At 40.7% G+C, this 16,864-nt stretch carries 20 protein-coding genes and 2 riboswitches; of the genes, 4 read left to right on the top strand and 16 right to left on the bottom strand.

The features are described from left to right. Window positions 1-240: 240 nt before the first annotated feature. From V7266_RS27295 to V7266_RS27275, 5 genes are all read right to left on the bottom strand, one after another. A complete protein-coding gene (locus tag V7266_RS27295; RefSeq protein WP_335472362.1) occupies window positions 241-1,074 on the bottom strand; it encodes a MetQ/NlpA family ABC transporter substrate-binding protein in 834 nt (277 codons plus the stop codon). Window positions 1,075-1,088: 14 nt separating this feature from the next. After that, complete coding sequence (locus V7266_RS27290) at window positions 1,089-1,757, bottom strand: methionine ABC transporter permease (protein WP_335472361.1); 669 nt, start codon at window positions 1,755-1,757, stop codon at window positions 1,089-1,091. Further along, on the bottom strand, window positions 1,750-2,775 hold the full coding sequence (locus V7266_RS27285; RefSeq protein ID WP_335472360.1) for a methionine ABC transporter ATP-binding protein: 1,026 nt from the start codon (window positions 2,773-2,775) through the stop codon (window positions 1,750-1,752). Before V7266_RS27285 ends, V7266_RS27290 begins: the two co-directional genes overlap by 8 nt. A 130-nt stretch (window positions 2,776-2,905) precedes the next feature. Then, window positions 2,906-3,012, bottom strand: a riboswitch (SAM riboswitch). 128 nt (window positions 3,013-3,140) lie between these two features. Then, the gene (locus V7266_RS27280) at window positions 3,141-4,457 is read right to left on the bottom strand and encodes an O-acetylhomoserine aminocarboxypropyltransferase/cysteine synthase family protein (RefSeq protein WP_335472359.1); all 1,317 of its coding nucleotides are present in this window, start codon (window positions 4,455-4,457) and stop codon (window positions 3,141-3,143) included. A gap of 70 nt (window positions 4,458-4,527) precedes the next feature. After that, window positions 4,528-4,630, bottom strand: a riboswitch (SAM riboswitch). A 65-nt stretch (window positions 4,631-4,695) separates the two neighbouring features. Beyond that, window positions 4,696-5,043 carry a hypothetical protein gene (locus tag V7266_RS27275; RefSeq protein ID WP_335472358.1) on the bottom strand — a complete coding sequence of 116 codons (348 nt, stop codon included), beginning with the start codon at window positions 5,041-5,043 and terminating at the stop codon, window positions 4,696-4,698. Between the two features lie 303 nt (window positions 5,044-5,346). Between V7266_RS27275 and V7266_RS27270 the strand changes: the two genes are divergently transcribed. Further along, the gene (locus V7266_RS27270; protein WP_420491506.1) at window positions 5,347-5,661 is read left to right on the top strand and encodes a nuclease-related domain-containing protein; all 315 of its coding nucleotides are present in this window, start codon (window positions 5,347-5,349) and stop codon (window positions 5,659-5,661) included. Window positions 5,662-5,664: 3 nt separating this feature from the next. Next, window positions 5,665-6,168, top strand: a complete 504-nt coding sequence (locus tag V7266_RS27265; RefSeq protein ID WP_335472356.1) for a hypothetical protein — start codon at window positions 5,665-5,667, stop codon at window positions 6,166-6,168. Between the two features lie 500 nt (window positions 6,169-6,668). Here V7266_RS27265 and V7266_RS27260 read toward each other — a convergent pair whose 3' ends face one another. The 8 genes from V7266_RS27260 to V7266_RS27225 all read right to left on the bottom strand — a co-directional run bounded on the left by V7266_RS27260 (window position 6,669) and on the right by V7266_RS27225 (window position 14,175). Continuing rightward, window positions 6,669-6,977 (bottom strand): thioredoxin family protein, encoded by a 309-nt coding sequence (locus V7266_RS27260; protein ID WP_335472355.1) that lies wholly within the window; start codon window positions 6,975-6,977, stop codon window positions 6,669-6,671. 6 nt (window positions 6,978-6,983) lie between these two features. Continuing rightward, window positions 6,984-7,340, bottom strand: a complete 357-nt coding sequence (locus V7266_RS27255; RefSeq protein WP_335472354.1) for a toprim domain-containing protein — start codon at window positions 7,338-7,340, stop codon at window positions 6,984-6,986. Between the two features lie 131 nt (window positions 7,341-7,471). After that, window positions 7,472-7,711, bottom strand: a complete 240-nt coding sequence (locus tag V7266_RS27250; RefSeq protein WP_335472353.1) for a YusG family protein — start codon at window positions 7,709-7,711, stop codon at window positions 7,472-7,474. 111 nt (window positions 7,712-7,822) lie between these two features. After that, window positions 7,823-8,206, bottom strand: coding sequence for a glycine cleavage system protein GcvH (gene gcvH / locus V7266_RS27245; protein WP_335472352.1), 384 nt, complete (start codon window positions 8,204-8,206; stop codon window positions 7,823-7,825). A 48-nt stretch (window positions 8,207-8,254) separates the two neighbouring features. Next, window positions 8,255-8,611: an arsenate reductase family protein gene (locus V7266_RS27240; RefSeq protein WP_335472351.1), complete on the bottom strand. Its 357-nt coding sequence runs from the start codon at window positions 8,609-8,611 to the stop codon at window positions 8,255-8,257. 165 nt (window positions 8,612-8,776) lie between these two features. Further along, window positions 8,777-10,558, bottom strand: a complete 1,782-nt coding sequence (locus tag V7266_RS27235) for an acyl-CoA dehydrogenase family protein (RefSeq protein ID WP_335472350.1) — start codon at window positions 10,556-10,558, stop codon at window positions 8,777-8,779. A 22-nt stretch (window positions 10,559-10,580) separates the two neighbouring features. Further along, a complete protein-coding gene (locus V7266_RS27230; RefSeq protein WP_335472349.1) occupies window positions 10,581-11,756 on the bottom strand; it encodes an acetyl-CoA C-acetyltransferase in 1,176 nt (391 codons plus the stop codon). 31 nt (window positions 11,757-11,787) lie between these two features. Then, the gene (locus V7266_RS27225; protein WP_335472348.1) at window positions 11,788-14,175 is read right to left on the bottom strand and encodes a 3-hydroxyacyl-CoA dehydrogenase/enoyl-CoA hydratase family protein; all 2,388 of its coding nucleotides are present in this window, start codon (window positions 14,173-14,175) and stop codon (window positions 11,788-11,790) included. A gap of 206 nt (window positions 14,176-14,381) precedes the next feature. Between V7266_RS27225 and V7266_RS27220 the strand changes: the two genes are divergently transcribed. Both V7266_RS27220 and V7266_RS27215 read left to right on the top strand, forming a co-directional pair. Next, entirely contained in the window at window positions 14,382-14,513 is a 132-nt protein-coding gene (locus V7266_RS27220; RefSeq protein WP_335472347.1) for a YuzL family protein, read from the top strand. A 117-nt stretch (window positions 14,514-14,630) separates the two neighbouring features. Continuing rightward, the gene (locus V7266_RS27215; protein WP_335472346.1) at window positions 14,631-14,996 is read left to right on the top strand and encodes a DUF378 domain-containing protein; all 366 of its coding nucleotides are present in this window, start codon (window positions 14,631-14,633) and stop codon (window positions 14,994-14,996) included. 36 nt (window positions 14,997-15,032) lie between these two features. On the opposite strand, the gene V7266_RS27210 is transcribed toward V7266_RS27215, so the two are convergent. Genes V7266_RS27210 through V7266_RS27200 form a run of 3 tightly spaced genes read right to left on the bottom strand, consistent with a single transcriptional unit; the run spans window position 15,033 to window position 16,849 of the window. Then, complete coding sequence (locus V7266_RS27210; protein ID WP_335472345.1) at window positions 15,033-15,281, bottom strand: YusU family protein; 249 nt, start codon at window positions 15,279-15,281, stop codon at window positions 15,033-15,035. Further along, window positions 15,232-16,035: an IucA/IucC family C-terminal-domain containing protein gene (locus tag V7266_RS27205; protein ID WP_335472344.1), complete on the bottom strand. Its 804-nt coding sequence runs from the start codon at window positions 16,033-16,035 to the stop codon at window positions 15,232-15,234. The genes V7266_RS27210 and V7266_RS27205 overlap by 50 nt, the downstream gene beginning before the upstream one ends. After that, window positions 16,028-16,849 carry an ABC transporter ATP-binding protein gene (locus V7266_RS27200; protein ID WP_335472343.1) on the bottom strand — a complete coding sequence of 274 codons (822 nt, stop codon included), beginning with the start codon at window positions 16,847-16,849 and terminating at the stop codon, window positions 16,028-16,030. The genes V7266_RS27205 and V7266_RS27200 overlap by 8 nt, the downstream gene beginning before the upstream one ends. Between the last annotated feature and the right edge of the window lie 15 nt (window positions 16,850-16,864).

Genomic DNA, 16,864 nt, shown 5'->3' with positions numbered 1-16,864 from the left:
TTTCAATAAGAACAGGCTAAATGAGAATACAACAAAAAAATCTTAGGTAAATTCAGAAAATAAAGTTTATGTATTCTGCACTCGAATTAAATCATACCTCATTTTTTTATCATTTCCAAGCCGAATGAGAGCATAAAGTCCTTTGTATTTTTACCCAGTTGATTACTTTCATGTATGAGAGTAAACAGGAAAAGCCAGTGAACTACTCACTGACTTACCTGTTTTTAACTATTTATAGGATTACTCAGAAACCGGAACAACTGCACCTTTGTACTTCTCAAGGATGAAGTCTTGGATTTCTTTAGAGTGAAGAACTTCTACAAGTGTCTTGATAGCAGGTTTGTTTTCATCACCTTTACGAACGGCAATAACGTTCACATATGGAGAGTTTTTGTCTTCAATGGCGATGGAATCTTTAATTGGGTTTAGTCCAGCATCAATAGCATAGTTTGAATTGATTAATACCGCATCCCCTTCACCATTTTTATAGATTTGTGGTAAAAGTTTTGCTTCGTAATCTGCGTCAAAAACTAATTTCTTAGGATTTTCTACAACATCTTTGATTTCTGCTTTTGTCTTATCAATGCCTGATTTTAATTTGATTAGTCCTTGTGCTTCAAGTAATGAAAGCAGACGTCCATGGTCAGCAACAGAGTTGCTCATGATTAAATGAGCGCCCGTAGGAAGATCGCTAAGTTTTTTGTATTTTTTTGAATAAACACCAATTGGCTCGATGTGGATTCCGCCAGCATTCACAAATCCGTATCCAAACTCTTTATTTTGTGACTCTAGGTATGGAATGTGTTGGAAATAGTTTGCATCCAATTCTTTTGTTGATAAAGCTTTGTTAGGAAGAATATAGTCAGTGAATGTCTTAATTTCTAAATCAATCCCTTTTTCTTTTAGGATTGGTTTTGCTTTTTCTAAAATTTCTGCGTGTGGAACAGTAGAAGCTCCGACCACTAATTTCGTTGTTTTGCTGTCTGTACTTTCTGACTTGTCAGTTGACTTACCGCAAGCAGCTAATGCAAGCACAAGTGCTGCTGCTAATACTAATGTTAACCATTTTTTCATGTTAACCTCTCCTTTTATCTTTTATCTAATTTTGAAGTGATAAAATCACCAATAAACTGAATCACAAAAACGATAATTAAAATAATAACGGTTGCCATTAGCGTAACATCGTTCTGGTTTCTTTGGAAACCATAGTTATACGCAAGGTTACCAAGACCACCCGCACCTATTGCTCCTGCCATTGCTGTATACCCTACGAGTGCAATCGCAGTAACCGTAATTCCTGAAATAAGGGCTGGCATTGATTCTGGCAATAATACTTTCCAGATAATCGTCCCAGTTGTTGCACCCATTGATCTTGCAGCTTCAATGACCCCTTTATCAATTTCTCGAAGGCCAATCTCCACCATTCTCGCGTAAAATGGAGCAGCACCAATAATAAGCGAAGGTAATGCTGCATTTTCTCCTATCATGGTTCCAACTAGCAAGGTGGTGAGCGGAATTAATAATACAATTAAGATAATAAACGGAATCGAACGGAAAATATTGACTATAGCGCTGATTACAGCGTTGATTGGCCTGTTTTCCCAGAGGTTCCCTTTGGAAGTAAGAAATAAAACTAATCCTAGTAACGTACCTAAAATGAACGTTGCTATAACGGAAATGCCTGCCATGTAAAGAGTATTTTTTGTCTCTTCCCACATGATTAACCAGTCAACATTTGGAAGATAATGCTTAATCATTTGTAACCACCTCCACTCCTACAGTCTGAGCACGAATGAAGTCCACAGCATCGTTAACTTCTTTTTCGTCGCCATCAATATGAATGAACAAGGTTCCATATGATCCTTTTTGGGTTTGCGCTATTTTACCTTGCAGAATATTAACCGTGACGTTATGATTTCGGATTAAATTAGTAATAACCGGCTGCTCGGCTGATTCACCAATAAAGGTTAATTGCACAATCTGTCCAGAGTGATAACGCTCAAGCAAATGATCTGCAGCTTCCTTTGTATCTTCATTCTCTGATACTTGCTGGACGAAGCGCTTCGTGATCGGCTGCTGTGGATTTTTAAATACATCCAGGACCGAACCAAGCTCTACTACCCTGCCGCTTTCCATTACGGCCACGCGGTGGCAGATTTTCCGAATGACGTGCATTTCATGTGTAATTAACACAATCGTTAATCCTAGACGCTTATTAATATCCACCAGCAATTCGAGGATTGAATCTGTCGTCTGCGGATCTAATGCTGAAGTTGCTTCATCACAAAGTAATACTTTAGGATTATTCGCGAGCGCCCTGGCGATCCCAACCCGTTGCTTCTGACCACCGCTGAGCTCAGATGGATAAGCATTTTCTCGTCCTTCCAGACCTACTAGTTTAATAAGCTCTGCCACTCTTTTCTTTCTTTGCGGACCCTTTACACCAGCGATTTCTAATGGAAAAGAAATATTTTCACTGACTGTTCTTGACCACAGTAAGTTGAAATGCTGGAAGATCATGCTGATTTCTTGACGAGCCTTTCGAAGTTCAGCTCCTCTTATTTTTGATATGACACGACCTGCAACGTTGACGCTGCCCTCTGTTGGGAGCTCCAAGCCGTTTAACATGCGGATTAATGTACTTTTTCCGGCCCCGCTATAACCAATCACTCCGAAGATTTCTCCGTCTTGAATTTCAAGGTTTACGTTATCGACCGCTTTAAATTCACCTTTTTTTCCCGAGAAGATCTTCTGAACATTCTGAATTGAAATCATCTAATCACCTACTTTTTATAGAAATCTTGGATATAGGGTTAACTGTAAGAGTAAAAAGGATTCTATTATTTCAGAAAAATAAAAACACCCTTCTGCACAGGCAGAAAGGCATTATCAAAAATAAACCCTTCTCCCATCTCCCAAAGCAAATGCTTTGTGTGAATTGGCACCATTTCAATAACCATTGACGGTTGCCGGGCTTCATCGGGCACATCCCTCCACCTCTCTTGATAAGAGCTTGCAGCTTCTATATTCAATTAAAACATTATATTATTTAAGTAAATTTATTATTTTGACAAAAGTTATCGTATCACGGATAAAATGGAGTGTCAACGATTTTTTCGAATATATTTAATAGGTAAAATCTAGGCATTTGTTTTTAGTGAAGATAATCCTGTCGCAGATTCTATTGCTGTTTCAAGATCCTCAATTAGATCTTCGACATTCTCAATTCCAATGGAGAGTCGAATTAAATCTTCTGATACCCCCGCAGCCTTAAGTCCTTCGGAATCTAGCTGCTGATGGGTAGTGCTGGCAGGGTGAATAATTAAGCTCTTTGCGTCACCAACGTTGGCAACATGTGCCCAGAGTGTTAAGGAATTGATAAACTTTGCCCCAGCTTCTTTTCCGCCTTTAATACCAAAGACGACCATCGAGCCAGCTCCTTTAGGAAGATACTTTTTCGCTAATTCATAATCTGGATGTGAGCTATGGCCAGGATAGGATACCCACTCGACCGCAGGATGAGCAAGTAAATAATCAACTATTTGCTTGGTATTGGCTACATGCTCCTTCATCCGGACATGCAGAGTTTCTAGTCCTAATGTAAACAGGAAGGCATTTTGCGGACTTAATGCAGGTCCGAGATCGCGTAATAATTGGACGCGGGCTTTTATGATATAGGCAATTGCCCCTAAAGCTTCAGCATAGACAAGGCCATGATAGCTTTCATCTGGGGTGGTGAAGCTTTGAAATCTTGAGGAATTCCAATCAAACTTGCCTCCATCGACAATAATGCCGCCAGTTGTGGTTCCATTACCTAATAACCACTTAGTTGCCGAATGAACGACAATATCAGCCCCATGTTCGATTGGCCGGCAAAGATATGGGGTGGCGAATGTGTTATCAATAATTAATGGAACCCCTGCTGCATGGGCAATGTCTGCGACTTTTTCAATATCAAGGACACGTAAACTTGGGTTTCCAATGGTTTCGGCAAAGACGGCTTTTGTTTTTTCAGTAATCGCTTGGCGGAAGTTTTCAGGGTTTTCGGCATCAACAAATTTCACTTTGATTCCGTATTTTGGCAAGGTGACAGCTAATAGATTATAGGTTCCGCCATAAAGATTGGAAGCAGCCACGATTTCATCGCCAGCTTCGGCGATATTTAAGATGGCTAGTGTAATAGCCGCCATGCCGCTGGCAACGGCTAGTGCTCCTGCTCCACCTTCTAATAGTGCGACGCGGTCTTCAAAAACAGTTGTCGTTGGGTTGTGAATTCTTGTGTATATGTACCCTGGTTCCGCTAGGCTAAACAGGTTGGCTGCATGTTCTGTATTTTTGAATTGATAGGCATTGTTTTGATAGATGGGAACAGCGCGAGCTCCTGTTACAGGATCTGGTGTCAAGCCTCCATGAACACTTAGTGTTTCAAACCGGTACTTTTTTTGATTTTCTCCCATTTTTCCTGTTCCTCCTTTTTTGATCATAAATAAAAAGTCCCCTGCTTCATATAGAAGAGGGGGGAATCTCTTCTCATCTTTCGAGCTGGTTTGCTCTGCTGGAATTAGCACCGTGTTATTAAACCGGTTGCCGGGCTTCAAAGGGCCAGTCCCTCCGCCACTCTAGATAAGATTCTGTACATTCGATTGTTGTTAAAAATAGATTACTAAATTTCTAATCCCGAGTCAACCTATAGGATTATATGACTTTAGAAAGGTTTTCATGTGCTTTTGTTAAAAAGAAGATGGATTCGAGTAGCAGTGTGGTTCTTAGGGGGGCGGAAATGGTTAGCTGCCCTTTCTTTTCGAGTGTTCGTAATGTTTCAGTTCCTTCAAAAAGCTTCTGTATGGCGTGCGAGTCCCCTTTGACCTCCGAACAAATGGTTTCTGGATCATTTAGTAACGACATTTGACCATTTTTGATTTGGATGACTGCAAAGTCCTGTTCACAATAAAATTTTACTTTTATATCAGCATGTTTGATTAGGCTTAGGATGTGTCCCTGCACGATGAATTTTCTCAAGAATTTTTCTGTTAGATCGTTCATTTCTATCACTCCGGTCTATGCGCACGTATTAATTTACTTATTCAGCATGGAAGACGGGATTCCTTTGTTTATCGCTCGACAATTCTCGGTTGAAATAGGCTATTTAAAACGATTTCCCGAGAAATATGTCGAGCCTTCGAAAGTGTTAGAAAATAGTCAAATCTTTGTCCCAGGATTCTAGTTAAAATGAAGGAGATACAGAAAGGATGTGGAGTATGATTTTTAAGGATCGCCCTGAACCGCTTGAATTAAGAATTTTAAAGTTGTTAGATGTGAGAGCAGAGTTAGAAGAAAAGGAGAAAAATATATCTTCATAATAAAAATAAGGGTTATGAGGGTGAAAAAATGTTTGATTTGTTAACAGGGAAGCTCACCCCACCAAATTACCTCTTAAACGACTTGTTGTTGGAGTCAAATGATAGTAAGTTTCAAATTGATTCATTGATGATTAGGCAAGAACCTCTTTTGCTGTTCGAAGTCAAAAATTATAAAGGTGATTTTAATTATGAAAACGGAAGGTTTTATTCACTCGCTTCCAATAAGGAAATAAAAAATCCTCTACTGCAATTAGAGCGGTGTGAGTCTCTTCTTCGACAGCTTCTTCAAAGTCTTGGGTAACGTATGACTATTGAAGCGTATGTTATTTTTATTAACCCTAAATTCCACTTGTATCAATCCCCTATGAATAAATTCATTATCTATCCAAACCAGCTGCCAGATTTTATGTGTAAGTTAAATAGGAAATCGTCCACTTTAAATGAACGACATAAGGGTTTAGCTGCGCAATTAGTGTTTCTTCACCAGACGGAATCCCCCTATGAAAAGTACTCAAAGTATTCAATTGATTTATTAAAGAAAGGGATTATATGTCCTGTTTGCCATTCTTTTGATGTCTTTTGTTTTGATAGACATGTTCAATGTCAGGTATGCGGGCATTATGAGGGGCTTGACTCTGCAGTTTTAAGAGCTGTAGGGGAAATAAAACTGCTTTATCCTAATGAGAAGATTACAACTAACTTGGTTTTTGAATGGTGTAATGGGATTATCTCTAAGCAGCCAATTGGAAGGATATTGAGACAGAATTTTTGCGCTCATGGGATTAAGAAGTATACTTATTATATTTAATATGTTTTTACAATCTCTCTTTATTTTAAGGGAGATTTTTTTATGGCATGTCTATTGAAAAACAAGCTTTTGATCTTGACACATTGTCCTGATTCCAGGCTGCTTCGGGGGTATGAATCCCTTTTATCTGTCGTAGATTTCGGGTCATCTTTCCTTCGGGGGTTATGAACCTCTCTTATCTGTCGTAGACATCGGCTCATCTTTCCTTCGGGGGGTTATGCACCTCTCTTATCTGTTGTAGCCCTCCGTTCCTCTTTCCTTCGGGGGTTATGAGTCCTTCTTAACTGTCGTAGACCTCGGGTCCTTTTTCCTTCGAGGGTTATGAACCTCTCTTATCTGTCGTAGGCTTCGATTCCTTTTTCCTCCGAGGGTTATGAACCTCTCTTAACTGTCGTAGACTAGCTTTCGGTCCTGCTTCAGGGGTTAAGAAACCCCACTTATTTGTTAATGAACCTATAACTTTCTCTAGAAAAGAAAAAGCAGATGCTCCACGCATCTGCTCATCCAAGATAAGATTTAATTTTTTCAAGCAAAAACGGGACAGAATGAAACGCATAGATCGCTTCCTGGACCTCACCATTACGAATAATCAATAGGCAGGGTACACTCTCGATTGCAAAATTCTTGGCCAAATCCGGATAAAAATTCAGGTTCATTTTTCCCATCTTAACCTCTACAAGCTCCCCGACAATTTGGAGCATCCGAGACGCAACCTGACAGGTGCCGCATAGAGGGGTATAGAAATATAACAGACCGATTCCCTCACGATCAAGGAAATCAGCCAATTCAGTTCGATTCCATTCATTCATCACACATTAACTCATTTCTAAATACTCGGCATGCACATCAATATTTGCCCCTAATAGGACCATGGCCAGGTGGTGTTCAGGTGCGGTCGCTACCTCCCGATACATCCGGTCAATGTACAAATGTTCCGCATGGGGAAATTCACGTTTAAATTGTTTGCGAAGTTTCTCACCTGAATCATCTGCATCCACAAGAATATAAACATCCTTATCCTCAAGAAACTCAATCAATTCCTCAAGTTTGGAATGGCTGATGGTCCCATTTGTACAAATAATTTCTACAGGTTCCTTTACAATATGCTTAACCTTATTTTTATCGGATTTTCCTTCGACAATAAGAACTTTGTCAACATACGAATCATTCATATCCCATCACCTGTAATATAAAGTTGTTTATGTTAACATATTCTAAAATACTTATTTCGTGTACCATCTTCTTAGTAAGTTAACTATAACATGATTGTCCGCTAAGAAATAGGCATATGCTTGAAAATATGTTAACACCATCCACCATCATCACAGTCGGTATACTTGGCATTCGGCTGTTCAGTAACGGTTACATGCTGATAAATTTTTTGTTGTTCCGCTTCAAAATGATGATCCAGTTCTACTTGCATCTGGTCAGAAAGCTTTATTTTACCAATGGCTGTATTTTCAAGAAACAGTTCAATTTCACCATTTTTTAATTTTCCGATCACTCGGTCGGTCACATCAATCTTTTGTTGGTTTAATGTCATTTACTTCCACCCTCTTCAATATGGTTTAGGATTAGTCTGTCCCTGCCTGACAAGAAAAGGAGTGGAAATTTAAGAGAAAAAGCACCCATAAAATAGGTGCTTTACAACAGATTAATCTTCTTTAGTCATTTCTTCATATTGTTCAGAAGTCATTAAGTTGTCTACTTCGCTTACATTCGATGGTTCAATAACAATCATCCATGCTTTTTCATATGGAGACTCGTTGACAAACTCAGGGTTGTCACTTAGGTCTTCGTTGATTTCGACAACTTTACCGCTGACAGGGGCATAAAGCTCAGAAACGGTTTTGACTGATTCAACACTTCCGAATGGTTCGTTAACTGTTAATTCCGCACCAATCTCAGGAAGTTCAACAAAAACGATATCGCCTAATTCATGCTGTGCAAAGTCGGTAATCCCAATTCGGACTTTTTCTCCTTCAATCTTTACCCATTCATGTTCTTCAGAATAACGAAAATCTTTTGGTGTACTCATATGCAAAATCCCTCCTGTGTTTATATAAAATTTACCTTTGTTTAGAAGTTAGAGCCAAGTTTTTTCAAACTCTTCTTCTTTAAAACCAACGGTAACGTGCTCGCTATCCGTCAGGATCGGCCTTTTGATTAACATCCCATCAGAGGCAAGCAAATCGAGCAATTCAGCCTCAGTTGCTGTCTTCATTTTATCTTTAATCCCTAATTCACGATATTTTAAACCACTTGTATTGAAAAATTTCTTTAATTCCAAGCCGCTTTTTTCATAAAGCTCCTGCAACTGATCTCGTGATGGGGGCTGCTCGACAATATGTACTTCTTCATAGGAAAGATGATGTGCATCCAGCCATTTCTTTGCGTTACGGCATGTGCCGCATTTTGGATACCAGTAAAAGGTTAAAGCCAATGGTCTTCACCGTCCTATCCTTTTCATTCATAAAAATTTTATCATACAGCCTTCTAAACTTCTAATAGACCGCACTCCAATAGGTAAAATTCGACACCTTTTGTATAATTTCCTTCTTTCTTTAAAAATATAATGGAGCCCCAAAAAACGAAGGGCTCCAGATATTTAGATAATGTAGCGCTCAGCTTCAATCACTACGTCGGCAGCTTCGCGTTTTTTAGCAATCACATTGATCGGCTGGTGACGAGTAAACTTGCGAAGAGATGTTAACATCATTCGCAGCGTATCACCCTGTTCAATCGCTACCAGTGATTCTTTGGCTGTTGCTTCAATTTCATTAAAAGCTTCTTGGCAGAAGATTTGAGTATAGAGAAGCTTCTGCTTGCTCTTTTCTAAGCCGTCTTTTGCAATAGCCTTTTCGGTGCGCAGCACAACCGATTCCATCGCATATACGTTTGAAACGATATCCGCAATATTAGCTAAGATTTCTTGTTCTCTTTCTAGTGCCTTACCAAATTTCTGAGCAGCCAAACCGGACGCCAATAAGGCAATTTTCTTTGCATTTCTTACCAAGTATTTTTCTTGTGCTAATGGCTCATCACCAGGCTCTTCTGGCATTAACATCATTAATTCCTCTTGAAGTGCTAATGCTTTTTGGAATAGAGGAAGCTCACCTTTTAATGCTTTTTTGACAAGTGTTCCTGGTACAAGCAGTCGATTAATCTCATTGGTTCCTTCAAAAATCCGGTTAATCCGGGCATCACGATAGGCTCTTTCAATCGGATATTCCTGCATGAAGCCATAACCGCCGTGGATTTGGACGCCTTCATCGACTACATAGGATAATACTTCACTTGCGAAGAATTTGTTCACCGAGCATTCGATGGCATACTCTGCAATTGCAGTTGCCACCTTTTTTAGATCCTTTGCATATTCGGTAGACAGCTTACCTTGATTTTCTTCATATAAACCAATCGTGCGGTAAACGGAGCTTTCAGCTGCATAAATTTTTGAAGCCATTGTCCCAAATTTTTCTTTTGTTAAATTGAATTGAGAAATAGCTGTTTTAAATTGTTTACGGCCATTGGCATATTTGACTGTCATCTCAAATGCTTTCTTAGAACCGCCGACACCGCCGACTGCCAATTTGTAACGGCCGATGTTTAAGATGTTAAAGGCAATTACATGGCCTTTTCCATACTCTCCTAATAAATTTTCAACAGGAACCGCAACATCCTCTAAAATCAATGTACGAGTAGAAGAACTCTTGATGCCCATTTTCTTTTCTTCCGCACCCGTTGATACGCCAGGGAAATCTTTTTCTACAATAAATGCAGTGAAGTGCTCACCATCGATTTTTGCATAAACGACAAATACATCCGCAAAACCAGCATTGGTAATCCATTGCTTTTCACCGTTTAGAATATAATGAGTTCCCGAAACATTTAATTTTGCTGTGGTTCTAGCACCTAATGCATCTGAACCGGAACCTGGCTCCGTTAAGGCATAAGCGGCAATTTTTTCTCCGGATGCAAGGGCAGGTAAGTATTTATTCTTCTGTTCATCATTTCCAAATAATACAATTGGAAGAGAGCCGATTCCAACATGTGCACCATAAGAAAGGGAGAATCCGCCTGCACCCGCCATTTTCTCCGTTATCAGGGATGAAGTGATTTTATCTAAACCTAAGCCTTCAAACTCCTCTGGAACGTCAACCGCTAATAAGCCAAGCCCGCCCATTTTCTTTAATAGCTTAACCGTACGATCAAACTCATGATTTTCTAGTTGTTCGAGCTGTGGAGCCACTTCTTTTTCTACAAAGTCTGAAGCCGTTTGTGCAATCATTAAATGCTCTTCTGTAAAATCCTCTGGAGTAAAGATATCTTGATAGGAAAGATCCTCAACTAAAAAGCTTCCACCTTTGACAACCTTTTTTGTTTCAGTCATTATTATTCCTCCTATTCGTTTTTTACAATAATTCAAATACTCCGGCTGCTCCCATTCCTCCGCCGATACACATTGTCACGACGCCAAATTGTTCGTTACGGCGTTTCAACTCGTGAATTAAAGAGAGCGTTAGTTTTGCTCCTGTACAGCCAAGTGGATGTCCAAGAGCAATCGCACCGCCATTTACGTTTACGATTTCTTCATTAAGGCCAAGCTCCCGAATCACTTGCAATGACTGGGATGCAAAGGCTTCATTTAATTCAAATAATTTAATATCCGATAATTCCAATCCTGCGAGCTTAACCGCTTTTGGAATGGCTACTACTGGGCCGACACCCATAATTTCAGGCGGGACTCCTCCTACGGCAAACGAGCGGAATTTCGCCAGCGGTTTTAGACCTAGTGCTTCTGCCTTCTCACGGTCCATCAACATCAAAGCTGCCGCCCCGTCACTTGTTTGTGAAGCATTACCGGCGGTTACAGATCCCGTTACGGAAAATGCTGGACGGAGCTTCGCAAGTATTTCTAAATTGGTATCCGGACGAACCCCTTCATCCATTGAAAACTGGATTGTTTTTTCCACAAGTTTATTGTCATTGCCAACCGTACGAATGGTTACATCTACTGGTACAATTTCATCAACAAATTTCCCTTCCGCAATCGCTTTTGCTGCACGCTGATGACTGCGGACCGCAAATGCATCTTGGTCTTCACGGGAAATACCATACTTTTGGGCGACCTGTTCTGCTGTGTGGCCCATTCCCATGTAGTACTGCGGTGCTGTTTCCGCAAGTTTAATGTTTGGACGTACAACATGCCCCATCATCGGAATCATGCTCATCGATTCGGCTCCGCCAGCAATAGCGGTATCCGTATGACCCAGCATAATTCCCTGGGCAGCATAGGCGATGGCCTGCAGGCCGGATGAGCAGAACCGATTAATTGTAATCGCTGGGACTGTGTATGGCAGGCCTGCTAATGCTCCAATATTGCGGGCCATATTGTTTCCCTGCTCCGCTTCCGGCATCGCACAGCCGATAATTAAGTCATCAATGTTTCCTTCATAGTTTCCGGCACGCTTTAATGTTTCTTTTACTACTAAAGCTCCTAAGTCATCTGGACGAACATTTGCGAGCGTTCCTTTTTTTGCCTTACCGACCGGGGTCCTTGCCCCGGCTACAATCACTGCTTCTCTCATGCCATCTCCCTCACTTTCTCTTAATCTAGTATTAGTTTCTTAACGGTTTCCCTTTTACCAGCATGTGCTGCATACGCTGCTGCGATTTTGGCTCGGCAATCAGACTTAAGAAAGCTTCTCTTTCTAAATCTAAGAGGTATTGCTCATCTACTTCTGTTCCAAATGGAACGCGGCCGCCTGCAATGACATACGCAATCTTTTTTGCAATTTTGAGGTCGTGTTCTGAGATATAGCCAGATAAACGCATCGCTTCTGCCCCAAGCAATAGGGTGGCATAGCCTGTTTCCCCTACTACCGGAACTTTGCGGCGGACTCGCGGTTTATACCCCTGTTCATGTAAAGAAAGTACAGCCTGTTTTGCATCATAAATAAGATGATCACTGTTAAAGCTAATGCCATCGGACGCACTCAAGAAATTATTTTCTCGTGCTTCTTCGGCGGATGTAGAAACTTTTGCGGTCGCAATGGTTTCGAACACCTTATTGGCGATATTTTGCAAATCAAATGGAACGCCGTTAGGCAGGTTTGCTAAGTGCTTCATGTATAATTCTTTGTTTCCGCCTCCGCCAGGAAGCAGGCCGACCCCTACCTCGACTAGACCCATGTAGGTTTCGGATGAAGTTTGAATATGGGCTGCAGGCAGACATACCTCGGCACCGCCGCCAAGTGTCATTCCGAATGGAGCGGCCACTACCGGCTTGGAGCTGTACTTCACTTTTAACAAGGCGCTATGGAGGTGGCGGACAATTAGATCTAACTCATAAATATTGTCGTCCTGCACTTCCATCAACATCATCGCGAGGTTTGCCCCAACACAGAAGTTTTTCCCCTGGTTGCCGATGACAAGACCCTTATAATTTTTCTCGACTTCATCCACTGCGTAATTGATCATTTGGACGATATCAAGACCAATCGCATTGTTTAGCGAATGGAACTCCAACAGGGCCACTCCATCACCGATATCAATTAAACTTGCGCCGCTGTTCTTTTTAATGACGCCTTTTTGTTTCTTCACTTTTTTCAAGTCAATCACTTTTGGATTGGTTTCGACGAGTCGATATTGACCGTTATGATAATAGAACTGTTCACCATTTTCTTCTAAGTAGAAAGAGGTATGACCTTTTTCAAGCATGTCAGTCACCCAAACAGGTACTGCTACGCCTGCCGACCTCAACTTTTGTACCGATTTTTCCACACCAATGCTATCCCATGCTTCAAATGGTCCCATTTCCCAGCCAAAGCCCCATTTCATCGCCTGGTCAATGGCCACAATATCATCGGCAATGACACCTAATAGCTGTGCAGAGTATACGAAGGATTCCGTGAATGTATTCCATAAAAATTGGCCGGCTTTGTCATCCGCGTATACAAGCGCTTTCAACTTATTGGCTGTGCCTTTTTCCTGCTTCGCTAATTCAACCGCTGGGGTTGATAATTTTTTACGCGGTCCGTATTCCAATGTACTTGGATCCAGCTCAAGTATTTCTTTTCCTTTTTTCAAAAAGAACCCTTGACCAGACTTGCTGCCAAGCCAGCCTTTTTCGACCATCAATTTAAGGAAGGCAGGGATTTCAAAAACTTCTTTTTCTTTACCCTCGACCTGTTCATGAACATTACCAGCCACATGATAAAAAGTGTCTAATCCGACCACATCAAGTGTACGGAAGGTGGCGCTTTTTGCCCGGCCGATTAAAGGACCAGTGATCGAATCTACTTCTCCGACACTTAGGCCCGCCTTTAACATTTCCCTAACGGTAACAAGGAGTCCATAAGTGCCAATGCGGTTGGCAATAAAGTTCGGGGTATCCTTGGCTTCTACAACACCTTTTCCCAGGACATCCTCACCAAATGTTTTCATGAATGAAAGTACTTCTGGCGACGTATATTGAGTTGGGATGACTTCGAGTAATTTTAAATAACGCGGCGGATTAAAGAAGTGTGTACCGAGAAAATGCTTTTTAAAATCATCGGAACGTCCTTCCACCATTGCTTCAACAGAAATTCCTGAGGTATTCGAGCTGACAATGCTTCCCGGTTTGCGGTATTGGTCAACTTTTTCAAAAACCTGTTTTTTTACGTTAAGGTTTTCGACGACCACTTCGATGACCCAATCAACGTCCTTCAGTTTAACTAAATCATCTTCGAGATTACCTGCTTCAATGAGGGTGAGATTCTTTTTAGAGGTGAGTGGTGCAGGCTTTTGCTTTAAAAGTTTTTGGATATTTTGTGTGCTGATGCGATTACGAACCGGTTTATCAGCTATTGTAAGTCCTTTGGCTTCTTCTTCTTTCGTTAAATCCCTTGGCACGATATCCAGTAACAGTGTCGGGATCCCGATATTTGCTAAGTGGGCAGCGATTCCCGAGCCCATAACTCCGGATCCAAGGACAGCTGCTTTTTTAATCAATTGGTTCAACATTGTCTCCCCCTTAAATTTTGAATGAATACTCATTCATTTTTATAGCAAAAAAAATTCATTTAGAAATGAGTCCTGCTACTATTTAATATAAAATATTTTGAAAATTTGTGCAATCAATAAACGCGGAATTTTAAAATTTTTTTGCACACAAATTGTCAGCATCATATTTTGGCTCGGATGGGCATCCTATTCATGAGGTGATATGAATGGCGAGAGTGAAAAAGAATCCTTCCAAAGCGGCTGTAAGTGCTGCCAGTGTTAAAGGCAATGCCGGCCCAGGGAATGAAGAACAAAACACTGACAAACAAAACAGCCAAAATAGCCAGTATAAGCGCTAGGCAGTCAAAACAGGCTGGGATTTCAGCCTGTTTTGTTTTTTAATGCAAGAATTATAACAGCTGATTTTACACATGCTAAATGCGATATCTTCATTTAGTTTCAGGAGGTGAGAATGTATGAAAACATTATCAAGAATTGCCTTATTTTTAGTCATTATAGGGGCGATTAATTGGGGACTAATTGGTTTCTTTCAATTTGATTTAGTTGCGGCCCTTTTTGGAGGACAAGATTCAGCTTTATCAAGAATTATTTATAGTCTTGTTGGGTTGAGCGGACTTGCCTGCATCCCATTATTATTTGCTCGTATCGGCGAGTCTGAGACAGATACAACACGTCAAAACGTTGGTCAGCCTAATTACGCAACAGAGTTTGGCGAAGAAAATGATATGACAGATATTAATAACCAAGCTAAACAATCAGATAATCAAACTACTCAGACATACAAACCAACTCAGAACAATCAATCTGACGATCAAATATAAGCAAAACGGCCATGTTCGTGCATGGCCGTTTTCTTATTATTTATTCGTATTTCTATGCTGCTCGTTTAGCTGTTTAATCTCATTAATAATCAGCTTCATTTCTTCCTTTGCATCGGGATACAGTCCGTTCCAGTGCTTGGCTAAGGCAGGCATGGACTTGGCAATGTGGGTGTATAACGCCCAAGCCTTTACCTTTTCTTTTGTTCCTTCACTGCTTTCGCCTACAAGGAGTTCACTATATTTTTCGAGCAGCGCTTCGAACTGAGCAGTAAATTCCTTCTCCATCTTGACACCTTCCATCCATGGCAATTTGCGTACATGGGCAGGTTTTACACCGTTTCCCTGCTTGTAATTGATAAGAAAAACAGCACGTATTTCTTATCCGTACCTCATTGTTCCATTTTACCATATTTGTTTTATCCCCATAGTATCTTTGCAATGGATTTTGGTTATAGGCGCCAAATAAGGGCCCTTCGCCCTCAAAAAGTAAATAAGTGAAGTCTTCCAAAACATTAGCACTCTCATGTTCTTTTAACTCTGTTTCATACAGCCAAAATAGGTAAACGGCGATATTTTCCCACAGGATTAACCTCGGAATACCAGCTATATTTGCTAATTTATTAATCAGGATATCAATGTTTTTTGCAAAGAGATTGTTTACAATTTCTTCACGCCACTTTTGTCGATTCTTCCCGTCCCAGTTTTGAAGGGTATCATCCACTAATGAAAAAGAAGAAAGCCAATCCTTCCCCGGTTCTGGAGCTTCCATTTTTAGATTATGAAGTGACACATCCAGCTTTTTATTCCATGCCGTCATCGTATAAAGCGACATGACAGCAACAAAGGCATAACGTTTGATAAAAATTGAGGCCGCTGCTTTTTCATTTCTTGCTCCCATTATATTAGCCAATTTTTTAAAAAAGTCCTGCAGGAATACATCGTTCAGTAGATCGATAACATTAATGCTATTCGTCAATTCTGGCTTAAATCTGTATTTTTGCAGTTGGGCAAGTTCCTCAACTCTCATTTTGCTACCCATTCATTGCAACCGCCTTATTCAGGATCCGTCTCCCTTTTCCATATGGAATACATAGTGGTGTGCCAAATAATGGATCAATGGTTACTTCGCAGTCCATATCAAATACATGTTTTACTAGACTTCCGGTTATCACATGCTCTGGTGCACCCTGGGCGTAAACCTTTTGGTCCTTCATGGCGACAATATGATGAGCATATCGGCAGGCTAGATTCAGGTCGTGAAGGACCATAACAACCGTTCTATTTTTGAATTCGTTTAACTCAAATAGCAAATCAAGAATTTCAATTTGATGAGTCATATCTAAATAGGTGGTCGGTTCATCCAATAAAATGATGTCCGTATCCTGCGCTAAGGTCATCGCAATCCAGGCCCGCTGTCTCTGACCGCCTGATAGAGAGTCCACTGTTCTTTCTTTTAAATGATCAAGACGTGTCGCCTTTAGGGCATCATTTACCTTTTTTTCGTCTTCCTCTGACCACTGTTTTAACCATGATTGATGCGGATACCGGCCTTGTTTAACAAGCTGAAGGACGGTTAGTCCTTCTGGTGCTGCCGGTGATTGTGGGAGGATGGCCATTTTTTTAGCAATTTCTTTTGTAGGAAGCTTCGCGATGGCCTTACCTTCAAGTAAAATACCGCCGGATTTCGGCTTTAAGAGACGGGCAATTGAACGTAGAAGCGTGGATTTTCCGCAGCCGTTCCCTCCGATAAATACGGTTATCTCGCCCTTCCGTATCTCTAAATCCAGTTCTTTAATAATAAGATTTTCACCGTATGAAAGAGATAAATTTTTCGTTTCAATTGCGTTCTTCATCTTGCCAACTCCTTT

Origin of the sequence: Neobacillus drentensis, from assembly GCF_036965645.1 — a bacterium.
Classification (GTDB): domain Bacteria; phylum Bacillota; class Bacilli; order Bacillales; family Cytobacillaceae; genus Neobacillus; species Neobacillus drentensis_D.
This window is presented reverse-complemented; position numbering and strand designations above follow the sequence as displayed.

What these genes read in the sequence shown, in the direction of transcription:
- V7266_RS27200 (WP_335472343.1), bottom strand. Translation starts at nt 16,849, where the DNA reads ATGAAGAACGCAATTGAAACGAAAAATTTATCTCTTTCATACGGTGAA.
- V7266_RS27275 (WP_335472358.1), bottom strand. Translation starts at nt 5,043, where the DNA reads ATGAACGATCTAACAGAAAAATTCTTGAGAAAATTCATCGTGCAGGGA.
- gcvH (WP_335472352.1), bottom strand. Translation starts at nt 8,206, where the DNA reads ATGAGTACACCAAAAGATTTTCGTTATTCTGAAGAACATGAATGGGTA.
- V7266_RS27235 (WP_335472350.1), bottom strand. Translation starts at nt 10,558, where the DNA reads ATGACTGAAACAAAAAAGGTTGTCAAAGGTGGAAGCTTTTTAGTTGAG.
- V7266_RS27295 (WP_335472362.1), bottom strand. Translation starts at nt 1,074, where the DNA reads ATGAAAAAATGGTTAACATTAGTATTAGCAGCAGCACTTGTGCTTGCA.
- V7266_RS27260 (WP_335472355.1), bottom strand. Translation starts at nt 6,977, where the DNA reads ATGAATGAATGGAATCGAACTGAATTGGCTGATTTCCTTGATCGTGAG.
- V7266_RS27290 (WP_335472361.1), bottom strand. Translation starts at nt 1,757, where the DNA reads ATGATTAAGCATTATCTTCCAAATGTTGACTGGTTAATCATGTGGGAA.
- V7266_RS27225 (WP_335472348.1), bottom strand. Translation starts at nt 14,175, where the DNA reads ATGTTGAACCAATTGATTAAAAAAGCAGCTGTCCTTGGATCCGGAGTT.
- V7266_RS27280 (WP_335472359.1), bottom strand. Translation starts at nt 4,457, where the DNA reads ATGGGAGAAAATCAAAAAAAGTACCGGTTTGAAACACTAAGTGTTCAT.
- V7266_RS27255 (WP_335472354.1), bottom strand. Translation starts at nt 7,340, where the DNA reads ATGAATGATTCGTATGTTGACAAAGTTCTTATTGTCGAAGGAAAATCC.
- V7266_RS27215 (WP_335472346.1), top strand. Translation starts at nt 14,631, where the DNA reads ATGAAAACATTATCAAGAATTGCCTTATTTTTAGTCATTATAGGGGCG.
- V7266_RS27250 (WP_335472353.1), bottom strand. Translation starts at nt 7,711, where the DNA reads ATGACATTAAACCAACAAAAGATTGATGTGACCGACCGAGTGATCGGA.
- V7266_RS27210 (WP_335472345.1), bottom strand. Translation starts at nt 15,281, where the DNA reads ATGGAGAAGGAATTTACTGCTCAGTTCGAAGCGCTGCTCGAAAAATAT.
- V7266_RS27220 (WP_335472347.1), top strand. Translation starts at nt 14,382, where the DNA reads ATGGCGAGAGTGAAAAAGAATCCTTCCAAAGCGGCTGTAAGTGCTGCC.
- V7266_RS27205 (WP_335472344.1), bottom strand. Translation starts at nt 16,035, where the DNA reads ATGGGTAGCAAAATGAGAGTTGAGGAACTTGCCCAACTGCAAAAATAC.
- V7266_RS27265 (WP_335472356.1), top strand. Translation starts at nt 5,665, where the DNA reads ATGACTATTGAAGCGTATGTTATTTTTATTAACCCTAAATTCCACTTG.
- V7266_RS27230 (WP_335472349.1), bottom strand. Translation starts at nt 11,756, where the DNA reads ATGAGAGAAGCAGTGATTGTAGCCGGGGCAAGGACCCCGGTCGGTAAG.
- V7266_RS27285 (WP_335472360.1), bottom strand. Translation starts at nt 2,775, where the DNA reads ATGATTTCAATTCAGAATGTTCAGAAGATCTTCTCGGGAAAAAAAGGT.